The sequence below is a fragment of the Rhodococcus sp. 06-1460-1B genome (assembly GCF_002258475.1).
GTDB lineage: Bacteria > Actinomycetota > Actinomycetes > Mycobacteriales > Mycobacteriaceae > Rhodococcoides > Rhodococcoides fascians.
Map to the genome: position 1 here is coordinate 109,026 of NZ_NOYS01000004.1, position 18,562 is coordinate 127,587.

Annotated in this window: 18 protein-coding genes; 9 read left to right on the top strand and 9 right to left on the bottom strand. The window is 63.9% G+C overall.

Translation table 11 applies throughout. The features are described from left to right. Nucleotides 1-54 precede the first annotated feature (54 nt). The 3 genes from CH268_RS01105 to CH268_RS01115 all read left to right on the top strand — a co-directional run bounded on the left by CH268_RS01105 (nt 55) and on the right by CH268_RS01115 (nt 2,906). On the top strand, nt 55-468 hold the full coding sequence (locus CH268_RS01105) for a hypothetical protein (protein WP_094630630.1): 414 nt from the start codon (nt 55-57) through the stop codon (nt 466-468). Between the two features lie 37 nt (nt 469-505). Continuing rightward, nucleotides 506-1,372 carry an alpha/beta fold hydrolase gene (locus tag CH268_RS01110; protein WP_094662038.1) on the top strand — a complete coding sequence of 289 codons (867 nt, stop codon included), beginning with the start codon at nt 506-508 and terminating at the stop codon, nt 1,370-1,372. A gap of 85 nt (nt 1,373-1,457) precedes the next feature. Then, a complete protein-coding gene (locus tag CH268_RS01115) occupies nt 1,458-2,906 on the top strand; it encodes an aldehyde dehydrogenase family protein (RefSeq protein ID WP_094662040.1) in 1,449 nt (482 codons plus the stop codon). Between the two features lie 866 nt (nt 2,907-3,772). Here the strand turns inward: CH268_RS01115 and CH268_RS01120 are convergent. Continuing rightward, complete coding sequence (locus CH268_RS01120) at nt 3,773-4,183, bottom strand: nuclear transport factor 2 family protein (protein WP_094662042.1); 411 nt, start codon at nt 4,181-4,183, stop codon at nt 3,773-3,775. A 95-nt stretch (nt 4,184-4,278) separates the two neighbouring features. Next, nucleotides 4,279-4,839, bottom strand: coding sequence for a PadR family transcriptional regulator (locus CH268_RS01125; RefSeq protein ID WP_094662044.1), 561 nt, complete (start codon nt 4,837-4,839; stop codon nt 4,279-4,281). Between the two features lie 89 nt (nt 4,840-4,928). On the opposite strand from CH268_RS01125, the gene CH268_RS01130 reads away from it, so the two are divergent. Then, a complete protein-coding gene (locus CH268_RS01130) occupies nt 4,929-5,708 on the top strand; it encodes an SGNH/GDSL hydrolase family protein (RefSeq protein WP_217900889.1) in 780 nt (259 codons plus the stop codon). Nucleotides 5,709-5,742: 34 nt separating this feature from the next. On the opposite strand, the gene CH268_RS01135 is transcribed toward CH268_RS01130, so the two are convergent. Genes CH268_RS01135 through CH268_RS01145 form a run of 3 tightly spaced genes read right to left on the bottom strand, consistent with a single transcriptional unit; the run spans nt 5,743 to nt 8,903 of the window. Then, the gene (locus CH268_RS01135; RefSeq protein WP_141215068.1) at nt 5,743-7,059 is read right to left on the bottom strand and encodes an esterase/lipase family protein; all 1,317 of its coding nucleotides are present in this window, start codon (nt 7,057-7,059) and stop codon (nt 5,743-5,745) included. A 54-nt stretch (nt 7,060-7,113) separates the two neighbouring features. Then, nucleotides 7,114-8,100 carry a phytanoyl-CoA dioxygenase family protein gene (locus tag CH268_RS01140; protein WP_094662048.1) on the bottom strand — a complete coding sequence of 329 codons (987 nt, stop codon included), beginning with the start codon at nt 8,098-8,100 and terminating at the stop codon, nt 7,114-7,116. Then, entirely contained in the window at nt 8,091-8,903 is an 813-nt protein-coding gene (locus CH268_RS01145; RefSeq protein ID WP_176457811.1) for a class I SAM-dependent methyltransferase, read from the bottom strand. The genes CH268_RS01140 and CH268_RS01145 overlap by 10 nt, the downstream gene beginning before the upstream one ends. A gap of 63 nt (nt 8,904-8,966) precedes the next feature. On the opposite strand from CH268_RS01145, the gene CH268_RS01150 reads away from it, so the two are divergent. After that, nucleotides 8,967-9,827, top strand: a complete 861-nt coding sequence (locus CH268_RS01150; RefSeq protein WP_094662188.1) for a methyltransferase domain-containing protein — start codon at nt 8,967-8,969, stop codon at nt 9,825-9,827. Between the two features lie 80 nt (nt 9,828-9,907). Here the strand turns inward: CH268_RS01150 and CH268_RS01155 are convergent, their stop codons facing one another. Next, complete coding sequence (locus tag CH268_RS01155; RefSeq protein WP_094662052.1) at nt 9,908-11,224, bottom strand: DUF1214 domain-containing protein; 1,317 nt, start codon at nt 11,222-11,224, stop codon at nt 9,908-9,910. 157 nt (nt 11,225-11,381) lie between these two features. Here CH268_RS01155 and CH268_RS01160 point away from each other — a divergent pair, with 157 nt between their 5' ends. Both CH268_RS01160 and CH268_RS01165 read left to right on the top strand, forming a co-directional pair. Beyond that, a complete protein-coding gene (locus CH268_RS01160) occupies nt 11,382-11,714 on the top strand; it encodes a YidH family protein (RefSeq protein ID WP_255182262.1) in 333 nt (110 codons plus the stop codon). Then, a complete protein-coding gene (locus tag CH268_RS01165; RefSeq protein WP_141215070.1) occupies nt 11,711-12,082 on the top strand; it encodes a DUF202 domain-containing protein in 372 nt (123 codons plus the stop codon). Before CH268_RS01160 ends, CH268_RS01165 begins: the two co-directional genes overlap by 4 nt. Before the next feature lie 72 nt (nt 12,083-12,154). On the opposite strand, the gene CH268_RS01170 is transcribed toward CH268_RS01165, so the two are convergent. After that, a complete protein-coding gene (locus CH268_RS01170; RefSeq protein WP_094662058.1) occupies nt 12,155-13,201 on the bottom strand; it encodes an ABC transporter substrate-binding protein in 1,047 nt (348 codons plus the stop codon). Between the two features lie 166 nt (nt 13,202-13,367). Between CH268_RS01170 and CH268_RS01175 the strand changes: the two genes are divergently transcribed. Further along, nucleotides 13,368-14,732: a DUF1254 domain-containing protein gene (locus tag CH268_RS01175; RefSeq protein ID WP_094662060.1), complete on the top strand. Its 1,365-nt coding sequence runs from the start codon at nt 13,368-13,370 to the stop codon at nt 14,730-14,732. A gap of 34 nt (nt 14,733-14,766) precedes the next feature. Here the strand turns inward: CH268_RS01175 and CH268_RS01180 are convergent, their stop codons facing one another. Continuing rightward, complete coding sequence (locus CH268_RS01180) at nt 14,767-15,786, bottom strand: NADP-dependent oxidoreductase (protein ID WP_094662062.1); 1,020 nt, start codon at nt 15,784-15,786, stop codon at nt 14,767-14,769. A 104-nt stretch (nt 15,787-15,890) separates the two neighbouring features. Here CH268_RS01180 and CH268_RS01185 point away from each other — a divergent pair, with 104 nt between their 5' ends. Next, nucleotides 15,891-17,471, top strand: a complete 1,581-nt coding sequence (locus CH268_RS01185; protein WP_094662064.1) for an MFS transporter — start codon at nt 15,891-15,893, stop codon at nt 17,469-17,471. A gap of 31 nt (nt 17,472-17,502) precedes the next feature. Here the strand turns inward: CH268_RS01185 and CH268_RS01190 are convergent, their stop codons facing one another. Further along, nucleotides 17,503-18,522, bottom strand: a complete 1,020-nt coding sequence (locus tag CH268_RS01190; RefSeq protein ID WP_032386767.1) for an ABC transporter substrate-binding protein — start codon at nt 18,520-18,522, stop codon at nt 17,503-17,505. Nucleotides 18,523-18,562: the final 40 nt, after the last annotated feature.

Here is an 18,562-nt window from a genome sequence, read left to right on the forward strand (position 1 = left end):
CGGGCGACCGATTGGTATTGGACGAACCCGCAGGTCCAGCGTGTGATGGGTCACATGACAACAGCAACCGACACCACCACCCAGACCCCGGAACAGTGGGCCGACGCGTTCACCCAAGCATCCGACGCAGACGCCGAGATCTCCGCGCACGGCACGTACTTCACTTGCTCGTACCTCCTCGACATGGACACCCACTCCTTCGTCATCGAGATGTCGAACGGCAAAGTCCACGCAATCGCCGTCGACCCAGGCCCGCTCGACCGGCCCTACCAGTTCGCCATCCGCGCCGGCGTCGAGACGTGGCAGGGCTTTGGAGTTCCCGTTCCGGCACCGATGTTTCACGGCATCTGGGCGGCGTCGTTCCAGCGCGACATGAAGCTCGAAGGAGACGTCCTCGTCCTCATGCAGAACCTGCGCTGCGTCACCCGCCAGATCGAACTGCTGCGCGCCGTCGGCGTCCCGGTCTAGTCCCCGACCCCCACACGACTCACCGAAGGAACAGAACATGAGCAAGATTTCACCCGTAACCGGCCATTACGTCGATGTCGACGTCGACGGTCTTCTGTACAAAGTCTTTTACCTCGAGAACGGCACCGGCCAGCCGCTGGTGTGCCAGCACACCGCAGGGTGCCACAACCACCAGTGGCGTGGACTGCTCGAAGACGAGGAGATCACTCAGAATTACCGCGTGATCGCATACGACCTGCCCCGCCACGGCAAGTCCGATCCCCCTGAGAACACAGAGTGGTGGAAAGAGGAGTACAAGCTCTCGGCTGACCATTACGCCAATTTCATCGTGGCTCTTGTCGATGCGCTCGAACTGGAGAATCCGATCTTCATGGGTTCGTCGTTCGGTGGCAACATCGCCTTGCAGCTGGCGCTTCGCCATCCGGAACGCTTCGCCGGCGTCATCCCGGTCGAGGGTGCCGACTACTCGCCGGGCTTCTACCTCGACTGGTGGCAGCACCCCCACGCGAACGCTGCGCAAGTGTGCGCCAGCGGCACATGGGATCTCATGGCACCGCAGTCGCCGGAAGCTGACCGGTGGAAGACCTGGTTCTACTACACGCAGGGGTCCGAGGCGTTCAAGGGCGACCTGCACTTCTACTCCGTGGACCACGATCTGCGCGACAAGCTCGACCAGATCGACGGCGACCGTTGCCCGGTCGTCATGCTGACCGGCGACTACGACTACCTCACCACCCCGGAGGACAGTGCCCGCACAGCGGCACAGATCAAGAATGCGAAGTTCATCGAGATGAAGGACATCGGGCACTTCCCGATGAGCGAGAACCACCCGGTGTTCCGCACATACCTCATCGAGGCGCTCGAGGTTCTGCAGAAATCCGCATCCAACTCGGCCTCCGTCTGATCTGACCCTGCACGCCCTCGATGCTCGCCGGCCTCCGACACGGGGCCGGCGAGCATTCATTTCGGCCCTCGAAAGGGAGACCCCGATGTCCGTCACACACTTTCCGTTCTGGGTTGCAGGCGAAGCGACTACCAGCGGTGCAGCCACCGAGATCCGCAATCCGTTCGACGGTCGCATCGTGGGGTCGGTGTCCGAGGCGGCTTCGGATCACGTCGACGCCGCGATCGCGGCCGCCGCCGCGGTGGCGGACGAGTTCGCGGGAACGCCGGCCCATGTTCGGGCGGATGCGCTCGTGCATGTCTCGACGCGTCTGCACGAGCGTCGGGAGGAAATCGCTCGGCTCATCTCTGCCGAATCCGGCAAGCCGATCAAGTGGGCGCGGGTGGAAGTCGCTCGTGCGGTGTCGACATTTCGGTGGGCGGCCGAGGAGGCACGACGATGGAGCGGGCATCTTCAGCGACTCGACACTGACGCTGGATCGGACGGCCGTTTGGCGCTGGTTCAGCGCGTCCCACGTGGTCCCATCCTCGGAATTGCACCGTTCAACTTTCCGTTGAATCTGGTGGCACACAAGGTGGCACCGGCCCTGGCGGTCGGCGCGCCGATCATCGTCAAACCTGCGCCGGCCACCCCGCTGTCGAGCTTGGTGCTCGGCGAAATACTCGCCGAGACATCGCTTCCGGCGGGTGCGTGGTCAGTGCTGACCGTCTCCAACGACAAGGCATCGGACATGGTCGTGGATCCTCGGCTACCGGTTGTCTCGTTCACCGGATCGGTCCCGGTGGGTTGGTCGATCCGAGAACTCGTTCCGCGCAAGCACGTCACGCTCGAACTCGGAGGTAACGCCGCGGTGGTGGTCTGCGCGGACTGGGTCGACGAGGCGAAACAGGAGTACGCAGCCGAGAGGATCGCACGGTTCTCGATGTACCAAGCGGGTCAGTCGTGCATCGCGGTGCAGCGGGTCTTCGTCCACGACAGCCTCTACGACGCCATGCGCCGCCGCATTCTGGCTCACGTCGCGTCGCTGTCGACCGGTTCACCCGATGACGACGAGACCGACGTCGGCCCCCTGATCGACGACCGCGCAGCCGTACGCGTGGAGGAGTGGATCGAGGAAGCCGTCGCGGGGGGAGCCACCGTTCTGGCCGGCGGTGGACGCACGGGCGCAGTCTTCGAGCCGACGGTCATCGAGGAAGCACCGCCGGGGGCCAAGGTTGTCGACGACGAGGTCTTCGGGCCGGTTGTCGTGCTCTGCAAAGTCGCCTCGGATGCGGAGGCACTCGAACAGGTCAACCGATCCCGATTCGGATTGCAGGCGGGCATCTTCACGTCGAACCTGCAGACAGCGTTCACGGCGTCACGCGTCCTGGACGTCGGCGGAGTCATCGTCGGTGACGTGCCGAGCTTCCGCGCCGATCAGATGCCGTACGGCGGAGTCAAAGATTCTGGGACAGGCAAAGAAGGGGTGCATTCGGCAATGGAGGACCTGACGCAGGAGAAGGTGCTCGTTCTGGCCGGTATCGAGATTCCCTGAGCTTTGACACGACCCACCTAACTGCGAACACCGGTTCTACCGGCAAATCTACAGTGCGCCGGCTTGCCCGTCGGGGCGGCGAGACGCGCGTTCGCCCTCACGTCAGGCAGACCGAAACCAACCACGACGGGGCTGCGCGAACGACCGGGGGATTGTTGGTCCACGGAACTCTGATGTCCGCCCGAACCAGAGAGACGAGGTGTCGATGTGTTGTACAAAATGGGGTTACAAGTACCGGATTTGGATGCGGGCTGCGTCTCGGTGTCACGAGCGTGTCACATGTCGGTCCGAACAGACGTGGACTCTGGTGGCACCGCCTGGACAATTGACCCTGTTCAGGGCGGCTGTGGTGGTTCCATGCGGACGTATCTGGTTGTCTCGCAACATGCTTGTAAGCGAGCGGTCAACGGTTCAATCCCGTTAGGAGGCTCTCTTGGCTCCGATTCCGTCCCTGGGATCGGAGTTTTTGCGTTTTCGTCTCGGATCGGCTCCTCGGTTTCGGATATCCGACGCCGATCGGAGTCGGATATCCGAAACGTGGGAGCTGATCGAGTCGACGGCCCGCATCTACGCCCTTCGTCGGGATTTACACCCTTCGTAGGAGGTGTCGATTCCGATTGGGGGCGTGGATTCAGGTCATCGCTGCGCAACCGCGGGCCCACCACATCGCCACGGGTCGGAATACGAGGAGCCGAGTCGTCGTTGACTCCATCGACGGTGTTCGATCCCAATGCCCCGGGTACCAACCATCAGCCGCTGCGAGCGGCCACCTGCCGAGAGGCGCACTGGCGAACACCGTCACCCCAATACTGATCAGAGCCGCGCACCCAGAGGTGCGCGGCTCTGTTCGTTCCACAAGCCCGGTATCACTGCTTGTCTTGCTTCTCCGCCGAACCCATCGAGCCCATTTCGGCGGCAAATTCTGTCGCCATGGCCTTGGAGAGTGCCTGCGCAGCCGACAGCGGACGCACCATCACGGTGAAATTGTCGATCAGGCCGTCGGAGTTCAGGTGGAGGATGTCGCAGCCGTGCACGGTCACGTCGTCGATGCGGGTCTCGAAGAACAGGACGTGATCACGGCCGCCGATGTCCTCGACGGTTTTCACGTAGCGAAGGTCCTCGAAGACGCGGGTGACGGCTCGCAGTATCGCCGCGGTCAGCTCCTTGCCGCGGTACGGCTTGAATGCGACGGGGGAGCTGAAGACGACGTCATCGGCCAGGGTGGCGGCCATGGCGTCGTGATCGTTGGCCTCGACGGCCTGTCGGAACTGTTGCACGCGTCATCTCCTGGGTGGGGCCAGGGCCTGAGACACCCTCGGCTGGTGACCGAACAGTACACAACTTTGCGACTATGAACGGGTGTTCGGCGGGATCATCCGCGTCCAGCGCGAGCGTCGAGCACTTCGAGGACGCGGGCACCCCAGCGAAGCGATTCCTCCTCGAACATCCGTCCCCGCATCAGGGTGAGATACGGGCCGATGCGATCGGCGGTGGCCAGGAACTCGGTCTCGGTACGTCCGTCGAGCAGGCGGTGCGCCATCCGGTCGTACCGAGCCAGCTTGTCTCGTGAGAGCTGCATTCGTTCTCGGATCGCATCGGTCATCGGCTCGAGGTCCCCGGCTTCGAGAGCGTGGATCGCAACCAGGTGCTCGTCGCGAATGGCAGGAAGCTTCGGTTGCCGATGGCTCACCTGGCGCAGCGCTGCGCGTCCCTTGTCGGTGAGGCTGAACAGGCGTTTGTTGGGTCGACCGTCCTGTTCGACCAGTCGCGCCGAGATCACCTCGTCTCGATCCATTCGGTCGAGTTCGCGATAGAGCTGTTGGGGAGTGGCAGTCCAGAAGTTGGCGACGGTTGCGTCGAACGCCTTGGACAGGTCATAACCCGACATCTCCCCGTCGACCAGTGCTGCGAGCACGGCATCACGTAGCGACATGATCCAGCACAGTACCCGTCGCACGGCGGCCAGACGTCCAGGTATTAGACAACTTGTTGTATATTGCTGGTGAGTGAAAGAGCGGTGACGTGGTGGATCAGACGAAACGGTTGCGATACGTAGCCCTGGGCGACAGCCAGACGGAAGGGCTGAACGACGGCAACGACGAAACGGGGTTTCGTGGTTGGGCCGACCGGCTCGCCCAGCACATGGTTGAGGGCGCAGACGACGTCGTCTATGCCAACCTCGCAGTGCGTGGCCGTAAAGCCGCGCAGGTCAAGGCCGAGCAGTTGCCGGCTGCGTTGGCGTTGAAGCCGACGGTCGCGTCCGTCGCTGCCGGTGTCAACGACATCTTGCGTCCGCAGTTCGATGCGCGGACCGTGGCAGGTGAGGTGGGCGCAATGTTCGCCGCGCTCCGAGCGGCCGACTGCACCGTGATCACCATGACGTTCCCCCGCCTCGCTCACCCGGTCCCCGGAAGGACCGTCATCGCCAGGCGTATGACCGAGCTGAACGCCGAGATTCGCAGAGTCGCAGCCGAATCCGATGTCGTGGTCATCGACCTCGAGAAGCACGACGTGGCCTCTGATCCACGGCTGTGGAGTTGGGACCGACTGCATCTGAACGAGACGGGACATGCGCGGCTCGCTGCGGCCGCCGCCTACGCCCTCGGTCTACCGGGTGCCACCGACGCATGGAATCTTCCGTTGGCACCGCTTGCCAGACCGCGCCTGCACTCCCGAGTTCGCGCCGACCTCACCTGGGCTGGAATGTTCCTCGCGCCGTGGTTGACTCGTCGAATCCGCAGACGATCCTCGGGCGACCGTCGTATGGCGAAGCGGCCGGAGCTGACCTCGGTACTCGGGTAGAGCCGGGCGAACCGACGCGAGCAGACCTGGTGAATCAGAATCCCGGGCCGAGATCTGCAGTGTTATCGACCAGGCTGCGCCGCATCCAGCTGTACACCCTCTCGTCGTTGAGGAGGGTGAAATGGTGAGCACTGTAGATCGCGAGACCGTCGTCCGGTCGAAGTCCTATGTTGCGGAGCTTGTTTCGACCTCCGGCGCTGTCGGTACGGACCAGACCGTCGCCCACGAAGACTCCGACCGGGTTGCGCGGACTTCCGGTGACGACCGCGGACGCGTGATGATGACGCACCCGTTCCGGGGCCGAGATGTCGATGGCGGCACCGACATCGAAGCTGTCGGTGTACCGAGCATGACCGTCCTCGTCGGTGATTGCTCCGTGGATCAGATCACGGATACCGGCACTTCGACGCGCCAGTAGGTTCGCGAACGGCCGGGTCTCGGGTACGAGTGCCATTGCGGCCGCGGCGACGTGGACGCCGTGAGCAAGTGGCGCGCCCAGATGTGGTGTCCCCAGAGTGAATACGTCCGTCAGCAGATCCACCCATTGGCGACCGCCTTCGGCAGCGTGGTGAGCAGCGCTGCGTGAGACCAGCCCGCCCATGGAATGTCCGACCAACGTGATCCGGTGTACCCGGACGGGCCACGCCGGTACGAGCTGCTCCAACAAGTCCGACAGGTCGGCACCATTGGCTGCAATTCGGCGTCCGGTGTTGTAGCGCAGAAAGATCGAGGTCGTCCCGGCTTCGGCGTCCAGCCGCTCTCCGTATGTGGGCCGCCCACCGAGCCGCCATGCGTATTCCGTTTCGACCAGCCCATGGACGAACACCACGAGGTGCGCTCCCGCAGTGGGAAACCCCGCGGCCAACGCTCGGTACTCCGGCGGTACGGGGCGTCCGTCGACTCGAATCGACATCGGATGGGCCAGTACTCGGGCTGTTCTCTCCATGTCGTCGCCGATGAGACCGTTCAGAACGGCGATGGTCTGCGCGCCACGGCTGGTGTGCGACGGTGACGGCCGCGAGTCGTCCTCGGCCACGTCGTCGCCGTCGGCCAGGGAGCCGTCAGCCAGGGAGCCGTCGGTCAGGGAACCGACGATCTTGGCTGCGCCGGTGCAGGCGGCCGCGATGCTCGCGTACGTGCCGGCGGCGATCGCGTCGTGCATCAGTTGGGTCGGCAGGGCGGCGGGACCGATACCGAGCTTCACGGCAGCAAACGTGCGTCGTGCAATTGCCGAGTGGACCGCGCGAACGCCACCCGCAGCCGACGCCAACTCGCGAAGTGTGAGCTCGCCGAGCTCACCCCACTCCTGTGTGCGCCGAGATTTCTTCCCCGGTCCAGGTTTCGTCCCCACCGGATTCAGTGTACGCACGTCCACTGAAACTGCTGGCCCCGCAGAATCGGCGTCTCAGTCCCGGCGGCCGACCAGCGGGTTGAGCTCGGAGTTCGCGAGGCCACCGGGCTCGATGCCGGGGAGGAATTCGCGCCACGTGCCGCTGATCAGGGTCGGCGACTCGACGACGCGGGTGCCGTCGGCGAAGTAGGTGGTGGCCAGTGCGCGACGCGGCTGTGTCGTCCGGTTCGGGCCTGCGGTGTGGAAGCACAGCGCGGAGTGGAACGATACGTCTCCCACGGCGAACGGCTCGGACTCCACCGCCACGTTGCGCGTGCGGAAGCGCTGGGTGACGGCCTCGTCGTAGGAGGTGCCGACCTTGTCGAATTCCAGGTCGGCGACTTCGCCGAGAACGTCCCGGCCGCGCGCGAACGACAGTGGGCCCATCGGGCCCGGAATGGCCGACATCGGCATCCAGGCGGTGACAGCGTCGGTGGTCTGCAACGGGAAGTGCTCGGCGTCGTGGTGCCACGGTGTGCGTCCGCAGCCGGGTTCCTTGGACAGCGCATTGTCGTGGTACAGCCGAACGCCGGGCACGTCGAGCAGTGCCGCGGCCAGGCCGCCGATCCGGGGTGACAGTGCTACGGCACGCATCAGGTCGTCGTGGAGCCACATCTGCTCGAGCGCGGTGAACCGGCCCGCAACGTCGTCGCCGTGCTCGGCTCGCAGTAACTCCTCGAGGCGCTCGGCGAGTCGACGTACGACGGCAGGCGAGAACACCGCGGGCAGCCGCACGAAGGCGTGTCGCGCGAATGCGTCGACGGCAGCCGGGTCGAGATCGTAGGGCTCGGCGAGTTCGTGCTCGACTTGTTCGTCCGTGGCGGCCTCGACATCCGGCAGTCCAGGGCCATCGACGAGTTCTGCGGGTGCGGCGTCGTTGGCGGCCAGCGTGACGTACCAGTCCCACCAGTCCTGATCGTTGCCCGCCCAGTCCTGGTCGATACCGCCCTCGCGATTGCGTTCGGGCAGAAGCTCGTTGGTGGCAGGGTTGTTCAGAGCCACAGCAGGGCCGCCTCGTGCGAGAAGGTGTAGGAACCGGACGCGTCGCGGCACGAAGCGAGGTAGTCGCCGAGCACGGGGGCCGCCTCCATCTCGTCGAGTGACACGGAGTCGTCGAAGGCGCACCGCTGCAGAAAGCCTTCGGCGACAGCGCGATCGGACGTTCCGGTGGTGTAGGAAACGCGCTGCTCGCGCACGTCCGCACCCGCGCGGATCAGCGCGTCGCGCACCTGCTCGGCCGTCGTGTACGGCGTTGCTTCGCGCACGCCGGCGCGGAAGGCATCGTAGAAGGCGATGTAGTGGGATGCCTCCGTTGCCTGCGCGACCAGACCGAGACCACCGGGAGCCAGTGCGGCCACGAATCTTTCGGCCGCGGCATCCAACTCGGCGGGCGGAAGGGCGTAGAGCGCGTGAGTGGCCCACACGACGTCGTAGCCTGCGTGATCGGCGGGCAGATCCTGCAGCGTCATCACCAGATCGTGCCGCGCGACGAAAGGCGCGGCCAAAGCTCCGCGTGCCTCGGCCACCGAGAATTCGGATGGGTCGAGCAGGTCGTAGGCGACCTCGGGTACCGCGGACAGGTCGGTGTACCGGCGGAGCGCAGTGGGGAATTTACCGCTGCCGCAAGCCACGTCGAGTAGCGACCAGCCCTCGTGAGCCCGGCCGGCGAGCAGCGTCGGCCAATCGGTTGCCAACGCCAGCTGGTGATAGTCCTCGGTGGCCAGAGCGTAGAACGCCTCCATACCCGTGCGGCCCGCCTCGCTCCAGTGCTCGAGACTGCGTTCGGCTGTGTCTCCGCTGCTCACGAGATTCCTCCTAGGAAGCCAACTACGACGCACCGGACGGGGCGTCGTGGTTGACTCGGTCCAATGTCCAACATAGCTCCGAATTCGCCGACCGACACTGCCGTCGTGCTCATCGACGGATTGCGGGCGATGCGGCGTGGGGCAGAGGCGCTGGCCGGCCTCCCGCCCGAGTCCTACGCCGAGCACCATGCCGCCTTCGAGATGCTCTCCGATCAGCGCGGTCTGATCGCCCAGCACTTCGCAGATCGGCTGGCCGGGATGGGGAATGGACCGCTCTCGGTGCTGTCGGTGGGCTGCGGAGACGGCTCACTCGATGCCAGGCTCGCAGCAGGCCTGGTGCTGCGAGCACCCGGCCGTACGGTCCGGTACGTCGGCATCGACCCCTGGATCGGCAGTACCGAGCTCTTCGCCGCCACGATGGCGGCGCTCGAGGCCGCCGAACTCGACGCCCACGCGTACGCTGCATCGTTCGACGACGCACCCGTCGACGAGACTTTCGACGTCGTGATGTTCGTGCACTCGATGTACTACGTCGCAGACTTACGAGCTACGTTGCGTGCCGCGCTCGCCCTGCTGCGACCCGGCGGCGAACTGTGGGTGGCGATTGCGCCGACGGCGGCGCTCAATGCACTCGTCGAAGTACTCGCCCCTCCGCTGGAGGGCCATCGGCAATGGTTCAGCGCAGATATCGAGAAAGCATTCGTCGACGCCGAGATCGTCCTCGACGACACGGTGACTCTCGATGCGCTGGTCGATCTTTCCGCCGCGAGCGACGACGTGCTGGACTTCGCGGTGCAAGCCCGGTTGACGCCCGAACTGCACGAGCCGGTGCGGGCCTACCTCGCGGCGGTATCGGTGCCGGGTGCCGACGGCGTCCCTCGGGTGCCCCACCCGGTCGATGTATTCAGAGCGACCCGTCGCTGACATCGTTCTCGACGATTCCCCGTCAGAACGTAGGTGGTTGTCTCGCAGCACTTTTCGAGCTGTGTGGGCAGGACGTGAGATCACCGCTGGCGAACCACCGGCGGGGGAGACCAACGGCTGTCCGGTTTCGGGCCGTAGAGCCTGAGCATCAGCCGGAAGGCACCGGGTGGGCACGGCAGCCAATTGGCCGTGTTTCCGTTTGTCGGGCAACTATTTTGCACCCTGACGGTGAGTGAGCCGTCCGCATCGTAGTGCAGATTCGGTGTGCGGTCGGTGATGGCGTAGCGGTCGAGTTCGTTCGCGTACAGCAGTCCGCGTGCGTGGTAGACGGTCATCGACCAGAAGAACTCGGCAGGAGGAAATTCGCCGGCCCGGAAAGTGAAGGCATAGTCGTTCGCCCCGTCGAGTGGACGGCCTTCTTCGTCCTGTTCGCATACCGGGTAGGACGCCTCGGCGGCGGGGTTGATGTAGATCTGGGAATAGGCGACGGCGGCTCGCAGGAGATGGTTCGCACCGAAGTCGGCACCTGCATCATTGATCGCCCAGCCGTTGACGGAGCGACCCATCGATTTGACCTGTGCAGCAATGTCTTCCGAGCCGGATCGCAGACCGTCTGCGATCTCACGTTCGGCGGCATCACGGCCGGCTGCCGCGTCGAGTGCGTCCATCAGACGGCGGTGCGTCTGCCCGACCCAGCGCGGTACGTCCGAATCGCCGAGGCTTCCGATCGCGTGATCGAGGGCACCGAGAAATTCGCGAGGCCGCTGCAGTTCGTCAGAACGTTCGACAGTGCAGAGGGCGAGCTCCGCACGCGCAGTCGGTGGTGCAGGCGGACCGGTCAGAACGATGTGCTGTTGTAATCCGTTGACCGCGAGTACGTCTCCGGGCCGGGATGGATCGACCAGAATCCGAATCGCGATCATCACGAATCTCGACCGACATGCAACCCATCCGTCCGCAGTACCCGTGTTCGCAGGCTTCGATGTCTGTCGGTACAACGTGAGCGGAGGGATGCGGGACCCATGAGTCCTCCGACCGATGACCGTGCTCGTGGACGAGTCCGCCTCACCGATCTGCACGCTGTAGTAGCGATCGGCGAAGTCCGGCAGCCGGAGCTCGAAGGTCCCGGAATCGAGGTCGACGAAGGCCAACGAGTACAGGGTGTCGACATTCGGGGCGACACCCGCGGTCAGCGCGGGATTCGACAATTCTCTTTGGTGTCCAACGGTATTCAGAGGAGCGCCGGCCGACGCGGGAGGTCGCTGCGCGTGCGGATTCGCTGGATCAGTGAACCGCAGCCGGAGGCGTTGGGCAAAGATCACCGGGAATCCCCAGACCTGGAGCGCGCTCGCATCGTCGCGCAGGTCGGTTTGTTCCGGCTGGGTGCGGTTCGGCATAGGACCCCTTATGTGAACTGAATTCACCTTGACTGTAGCCTGGTGTGTGTATCGGAGGGCGTGATACGCAGAGGTTCGGACACGGCGATGCTGCGATTGCAGTGGAGTTCGAGAGGTCGATGTGACAAACGACAGGCCTGCACGGTTTCCTCGTTCGGTGTATTCCGTTGGAGCCGAGCCCGATCCGCGCTTCAGTCTCGCGAACGAGAGAACCTACCTGGCGTGGATTCGAACGTCGCTGGCATTGATGGCAGCGGGGGTAGCTCTGCAAGTATTCGATATCGGTGGCGGGTCCGTGCCGAGTGTGGTGGCCTCGGTGATGCTGATCGTGTCGTCGATCGGAGTTCCGTTGCACGCATGGTGGGGCTGGGCGCGCACCGAGCAGAGTATGCGTAAGTCCGAGGCTCTTCCTTCTCCTCGTATTGCCCTGCCGTTGGCTTTCGTCCTTGCGGCGGTCGGGGTTCTGGTGCTGTGGTCCGTCCTGCGATGACCCGTCGACGTCGGGGCGAGCCCCCAACTTCGCGGCCGGGTGGGGAACTGGGAGACGGAGGCCTCCAAGTAGAGAGAACCCAGTTGGCCTGGGTCCGTACGGAATCGGCCGTGGCCGTGTGTGCAGTGATCGGCATACGCCTGAGCTCGCACACGCGCCAGCCTGCGTTGATAGCGCTGGCAGTCCTCGTCGGCTTCGGCGCGGCGGCTTTGCTGGCCTCGGGTTGGATCGCGCGAGTGAGGGCCGGACATACCGCGGAGGACAACAGGGTGGTGTTCCCCTTACGTGCTCACGTCATTGCAGTGTTGATTCCGAGCCTCGGGCTGCTCGCCCTGAGTTTTGTCGTCTGGTCTGCCTCAGCGCCGTGATGGGAAAGAGTGCAGGCCGTGACGGTGTGATCCCGTCACGGCCTGCGCTCGGTTCTACTGGGCTGCAGGGCGCTAGCTCACGAACTGCTGTTCCCACTCCGCAGACTGTTGGTCGACGTACTGCTTGGTCAATTGTTCGGGGTCGGGAGCCTGGACGTCGTGTGCGTCGGCGGTCGCCCCGGCAATGCCGGGCAGTGCTGTTGCTACTCCGATGGCCTGCGCGGTCTGTCCCTCTGTGCTGACCAGGAAGTCGGCCAGAAGCTGAGCCGCATTCGGATGTGGCGCGACTGCAGTGACGTGCCCGTAGTAAGGGGTTCCCCATGAAGGTTCAGGAAGAGCCCAGTTAACCGGTGCGCCGCTCGCCACCTCTTGAACCAGTGGCTGCACCATCGGGGCCACGACAACTTCGCCGGAGGTCAGTGCCTGCGCGAGCACGAGGGCGCTGGGGTAAATTCTCGGCTCTTGTGCGGCGAGCCGTTCCTGAAAATCGTCGCCGAAATTCTGTCGGTAGAAGCTGTAGAGATCGACGTAGGATGCAATGCCCACAGGGCTGACAACGCCCACGCGCCCTTTGTATTCGGGGTCGAGAACATCACGAGGATCGGTCAGGCCGTTCGGGGCCGCATCGGTGTTCCAGCCCATTCCGAAGGTAGCCGCGACGTTCAGGAACAGGCGGTTGTTCTTGATGCTGGAGTCCCGGTCGTAATCGGGGTTGTCGAAACCAGGGCCGCGTAATTCCTGGGAGTAATTGCCCGACTCCGCAGCGGAGGCGATCCACGCGGTATCGGTCACGACATGGACGTCGGCAATCCCCTTCTTGGTCTTGTTCTCGACCTCGACGCGTGGGTTGAGATCCGCGTCGGTACCCCGCACGTATTCGAGAGCGATGTTGGGATACTTCGCATTCCACGCGGCTTTGACGCTGTCGAGGATGGTGGTGTTCTGGCTCGAATAGAGCGTCACCGAGCCTTCCTCTTCGGCCGCCGACATTACGTCTTCCCAGTTTCCTTCCACCGATGCAGTGTCTCCGCCCGACGATCCGCACGCGCTGAGCGCGACGGTCGATGTGGCGACGAGTATCGCGATGATCATGTGTTTCGTCCGGACCGGATGTCGCATGTATCGTCCTCCTGTTTGAACTGACCTCAGTTCAGCAGCTATGCTGCGTGATGTCAATCACTTTCCAGTGGCTGTCCACGGCTTCGACGCGCCGAGAGGCCGCAAATAAAGAACGCGACGGGCGTTCGGATCAGCGACAGCGTCTGCGAGAAGGGACTTTTGACCGATGCGAACGTACGACCCGAGTTCGGCCGATCAGATCGCTGCAACCGATGCGGCGGATGTACACCCGTCGGACGCACTGGACCGGCAGCACCGGGCACAATCACTGGCAATGCACGCGGTGGTCTACGGTCTGCCGTCGGTGTACCAATACGCCGGCATGTGTGACGCGTGTGCCCCGGCTGCAGACGGCGAACGGTGGGCGACCAATTCGCTCGTCCACGAACGGACGATTGCCGGTGCGGAGTTCCAGGCCTTCCGGGTCCCCAATGTCGACACGCTGTATTCCAATGCCTGGCTCGACCTTTCGGATGGGCCGATCGTCGTCGTTCTTCCCGATTTCGGTAGCCGGTACTACACGCTGAATTTCCTGGACGCCTACAGCAACGCCAGCAATGTCAGTCGGCGTACGCACCCCGAACAGCCGCGCGCGTTGTTCCTGGCGTGTTCGGACTGGACCGGTTCGATTCCCGAAGGTATCGAGGTGTTCAGAGTCGCCACACCGATCATGTGGCTGTTGATGCGGATACAGGCGTTCGGAGACTCGGACCTGCCGGCCGTGCACAGGCTGCAGGATGCGGTCACGATCGATGCACCGATCGCGTCGGTGCCGGCGTGGCCGGTGGTCGATCCTCGTGCGGTCGAAGTCTCCTCGGCAGCGTTCTTCACGGCCCTCGATGCGTCGCTGGCGGTGAACGGAGTGCCGTTCACCGACGTAGCCCACGTGCACCAATTCCGACAGCTCGGTGTGGGTACTGGCACTTTCTCTGTGCACGACCTCGATGAGGCCACACGGAAAGGCATGGAACAGGGCTTCGGAACCGCGATGACGATGTTGTCCCGGTCTCGATCGCTGCTGGGGCGTCGCACCGAATCCGGCTGGACCCGGGTGCTCGGCAAAGGTGCCCACGGGCACAACTTCTTTGCACGTGCGGTCATGAACTACGTCGGTCTCGGCGCGAACGTTGTCGAGGAGAACTGCTCGTACAACACCTATGTCGACGACGACGGACAGCGACTGACGTGCGGAGGCGGCGACGAATACCGCATCGAGTTCGTCACTTCCCCGCCAGCGCAGGCCTTTTGGAGCATCACGTTGTACGACGCAGAAACCGGCTGGTTGTACGACGCGCCCGAGAAGAAGCACTCGGCGGGATCGGCGGTCAACGGAGGCGACGGAGCCGTGGGACCGTCGACGATCAGGGTGAGCGCATCGCCGGCCACGACCGACAGTCCCGACCACGCCTGGCTTCCGGCACCCCAGCATCCGTTCTTTTTGGTCCTGAGGATCTATCAACCGACCGAGGATGCCCTGAGCGAGCAATGGACGCCGCCGCGCGTCGTGCGGTCGAACGCAGGACCGCTCTGAACCGATGCGTCAAAGGCTCACAACCGGCAGGGATTTACAGTCGGCACAGCGTCTTTCCGCTCGTTCGCCCGTTGAGTAGATCGACCAGTGCGGTGGAGGCCTGCTCGAGGCCGTCGTAGACGGATTCCTCGTAGATCATGGTTCCGTCGGCCAGTCGGCTTCCGACGGTGGATCGCATCGTGTCGTAGAGATGGCCGTACGAACCGGCTCGAAATCCTCGTACCGACAAGCTCTTGGCCGTGATCTGAAACAGGTTCGACGGCAACGTGTTCGATGTTTCGTAGGTGGAGATCGCCCCACACATCGCGACGCGTCCCTCGGGTCGAAGTGCGTCGAGTGCAGCGGTGAAGTGAGAACCGCCGACGTTGTCGAAGTATGCGTCGATTCCGTCCGGGGCAGCGCTCGCGAGAAGGCTGTCCATGTCGCCGTCGTGGTAGTCGAACGAGCGGGAGGCTCCTAAGGCATCGACGAGATGATCGGCCTTGCGCCGGCTGCCTGCGGAAGCGATCACCGTGCAGCCGTGGTGGGCGGCGAGTTGGGTGGCGATACTGCCGACTGCTCCTGCCGCGGCCGAGATCCAGACGGTATCGGACGATCGAATGTCCATCACCTCGAAGAGGCCGACATAGGCCGTGAGCCCGGAACTGCCCAGCGGACCCAGGAACCACTGTGGGGGCCAGTCCTGGGTATCGATTCTGGTGAGGGTGCCCGCGCCACCCAATCCGCCGGCGGTGGCAGAGACCACTGCGAAGTCGCGATAGCCGTACATGTGCGACACCAGATCTCCCGGCCGAAAGTTCTCGTCCCGTGATTCGACGACGACGCCGAGTGCCAACCCCACCAAAGCATCTCCGATTCGGAGCGGTGGCAGATATCCCGACGGTGCCGAGTCGCCGAGGCGCAGTCGAATCGACGGATCGATCGACAGCCACGTATTTCGTACCAGCACTTCGCCATCGAGCAGTGGGGCGAGCGGGATGTCCGCCAGCTCCAGATGCTCGGTCGTGAGTTTTCCGCTGGGACGGGCGGCGAGGCAGAGTACTCGACTGATCATGGTCTTCGATGACGTCCCTTCGAATCGGGTGATGCGGAAAACGCAACAATCTTTCCACAACTGAATTAGGTTCAAGTGTAGGCCGCGTCCGAAAGGTGACACAGGTGAAATCGTCGAATCACATCAGTTTCTTTGCGCCGATGCGTATTCCGAAGTTGCGCCGGATGTTGGGCTTCGAGCTGAGCGCCAGTGTGGGCGTGTGGATCCTGGTTCTCGCTGCACAGTGGACGCTCACCGAGTCGGGGGAGTCCGCGCTGGTGGTCTCCTCGGTCCAGTTCGCCGCCAGTGTGCCGTTCTTTCTTCTCGCTCTACCGATCGGGGCCATCGCGGAGTTCGCCGGTCATCGGTTGTTGCTCGCGGGCACCGCTATCGTCCTGCTGGTGGCGTCGATCGTCATGACGGCGTTGCAACTCCTCGGCCTGTCCTCCACACCGGCGTTGATGACCGCGGTGTTTCTCGCCGGGTGCGGGCTCGCGTCGGTGGCAATCGTGTGGCAGGCCCTGCTCCCTCATCTGGTCCCTGCCGACATGATGGCAGTCGTTCCTGCAATCGACGGTGCCATTTTCAACGGGGCGCGCGCAGTCGGACCGGTGATCGGAGGCGCGATACTCGCATGGTGGGGTTCGAGCGGTGCATTTGCGACCGTCGCCGCGCTGTTCGCAGTCTGTGTCATCGTGGCGCTCACTCAGGTGCCGCCCGAGTCCGGTAAGAAGCCCAAGACCGAATCCGTGCACCGCGCTGTCGGGGTGAGTGTGCGGTTCATTCGCCATTCGCGGTGGACTCGGCGACTGTTGTTGCGCGTCATCACGTTCGGAATTCCGGCCAGTGCCCTGTGGGCGTTGCTACCGGTGGTGGCATACGAACGACTACATGCATCGTCGGTTCAGTTCGGTGTTCTCTCGGGTGCCATCGGGATCGGTGCGGTGGCCGGGACCGTCGCACTGATGCCTCTCCGTGCACGGTTGAGCTGGAACACATTCGTAGCGATCGGTTCGATTGCGTATGCGGCGGTCCTCGCGGGCATCGTGCTCGTGCCGTCGGTGAGTGTGGTCTTCGTGCTGCTGGTCATCGTGGGTGCGGCGTGGGTCGCGATCCAGAGCACCTGGATGATCGCCACCCACGCTGTGATGCCGAAGTGGATCAAGTCGCGTGTCATCGCATTCGTGATGCTGACCTTTCAGGGCAGTCAGGCAGTAGGTGCCCTCCTGTGGGGGTTTCTGGCCGACGCAGTCGGTCTCGTTGCCGCAGTCATCGTCTCGGCGGCGATCATGTCCGTCTCCGCAGTAGAGATTCTCCGACGGGGAATTCTGCCGAGCGAATCGATAGCACCGGATCTGTCAGGAGGGGCAGGTCCGCCGGTACTCTCGACCGAATTCGACGGCCGCCGGATAACCGTCGAAACGACGTATGTCGTCGATCCGGAAAAGCTTGCACAGTTCGTCGACGATGTCGGACGCCTGCGATCGTCCAGACTCCGACTCGGGGCCGTACGGTGGTCCTGTGCGCAAATGTCCAGCACCAGAGCGACATTCGTCGAGCTGTGCACCTTCGAGAACTGGTCGGAGTATGCCGCCCAGGAGACGGAGAGGCTGACGGTGCCCGAGCATCGCATCAGGACCGCGATCGCCTCCCATCTGACGGCCGAACCGCAGGTGCGAGTGCTGGTGGATGTGGCACCGCGATAGTGGCGAACCCGGCCACCACATCCACCGACGTTCAGTTGAACTTGCTTTCCCATTCCTGTTGGAACTGCGAGACCTTCTCGGGCGTCAGTGAATCCGAATCGGGCAGCGAAATGTCTTGTGCCGACCCGACCGAGTTCTCGACATCGGGCAGTGCGCTGCCGTACCCCTTCGACAGGGCGCGTTGCCCCTCGGCCGACACCATGAAGTCGGCCAGCACTTGCGCGGCGTTGGGATGCGGAGCCGACGACAGCACGTGGGAGTAGTACGGCGCACCCCACGCCGGATCGGGAAGTGTCCAGTCGACCGGTGCACCTGCGTCCTTCTCCCGCACCAGTGGGGGAACCATCGGCGACGCGGCGATCTCGCCGGAGCTCAATGCCTGCGCCACGGCCAACGTGCCCGGGTACACCCGCGGTTCCTGCGCGGCGAGCTTGTCCAGAAAGCCGCCACCGGTCCAGTTCTCGTCGAAGAAGCGATACTCGTCGACGACGGCGGCGAACCCCGCAGGATTCACGACGCCCAGTCGGCCTTTCAACTTCGGATCCAACAGATCCTGCGGGGACGACAGCCCGGCAGGAACGGCATCGGTGTTCCACCCGAGTGCGAATATCGCTGCGCTCGTGAGGAAGAACGTGTCGTTCAGCATGCTCGTCGACCGAGCGTACGCCGGGTCGTCGAAGGCCGGCCCGACCACCGGCGTCGAGTAGGTTCCCGATTCGGACGCATTCGTGATCCATGCGGCATCGGTCGACATGTGTACGTCGGCAGTTCCACGGCCGGTGCGGGCTTCGGTCTCCACGCGCGGGTTGAGCTCGACGTCACTGCCTCGCGTGAACTCGAGATCGATGTCGGGATACTTCGACTCGAAGGCGGTCTCGAGTAGCGCGAGGTTCTCGGGATGCTGACTGGAGTACAGGTACACGGTTCCTTCCTCGTCGGCCGCAGCCACGACGTCGTCCCATGTGCCCTGCACCGGTGCGGATCCGGCTTCCTGCGAGGATTGCCCGCACGCCGCAGCGACGACGGTCACCGCTGCGATCCCGACGGACATCACCGATCGACGTACTGCATTCACAGCATTCTCTTTTCGT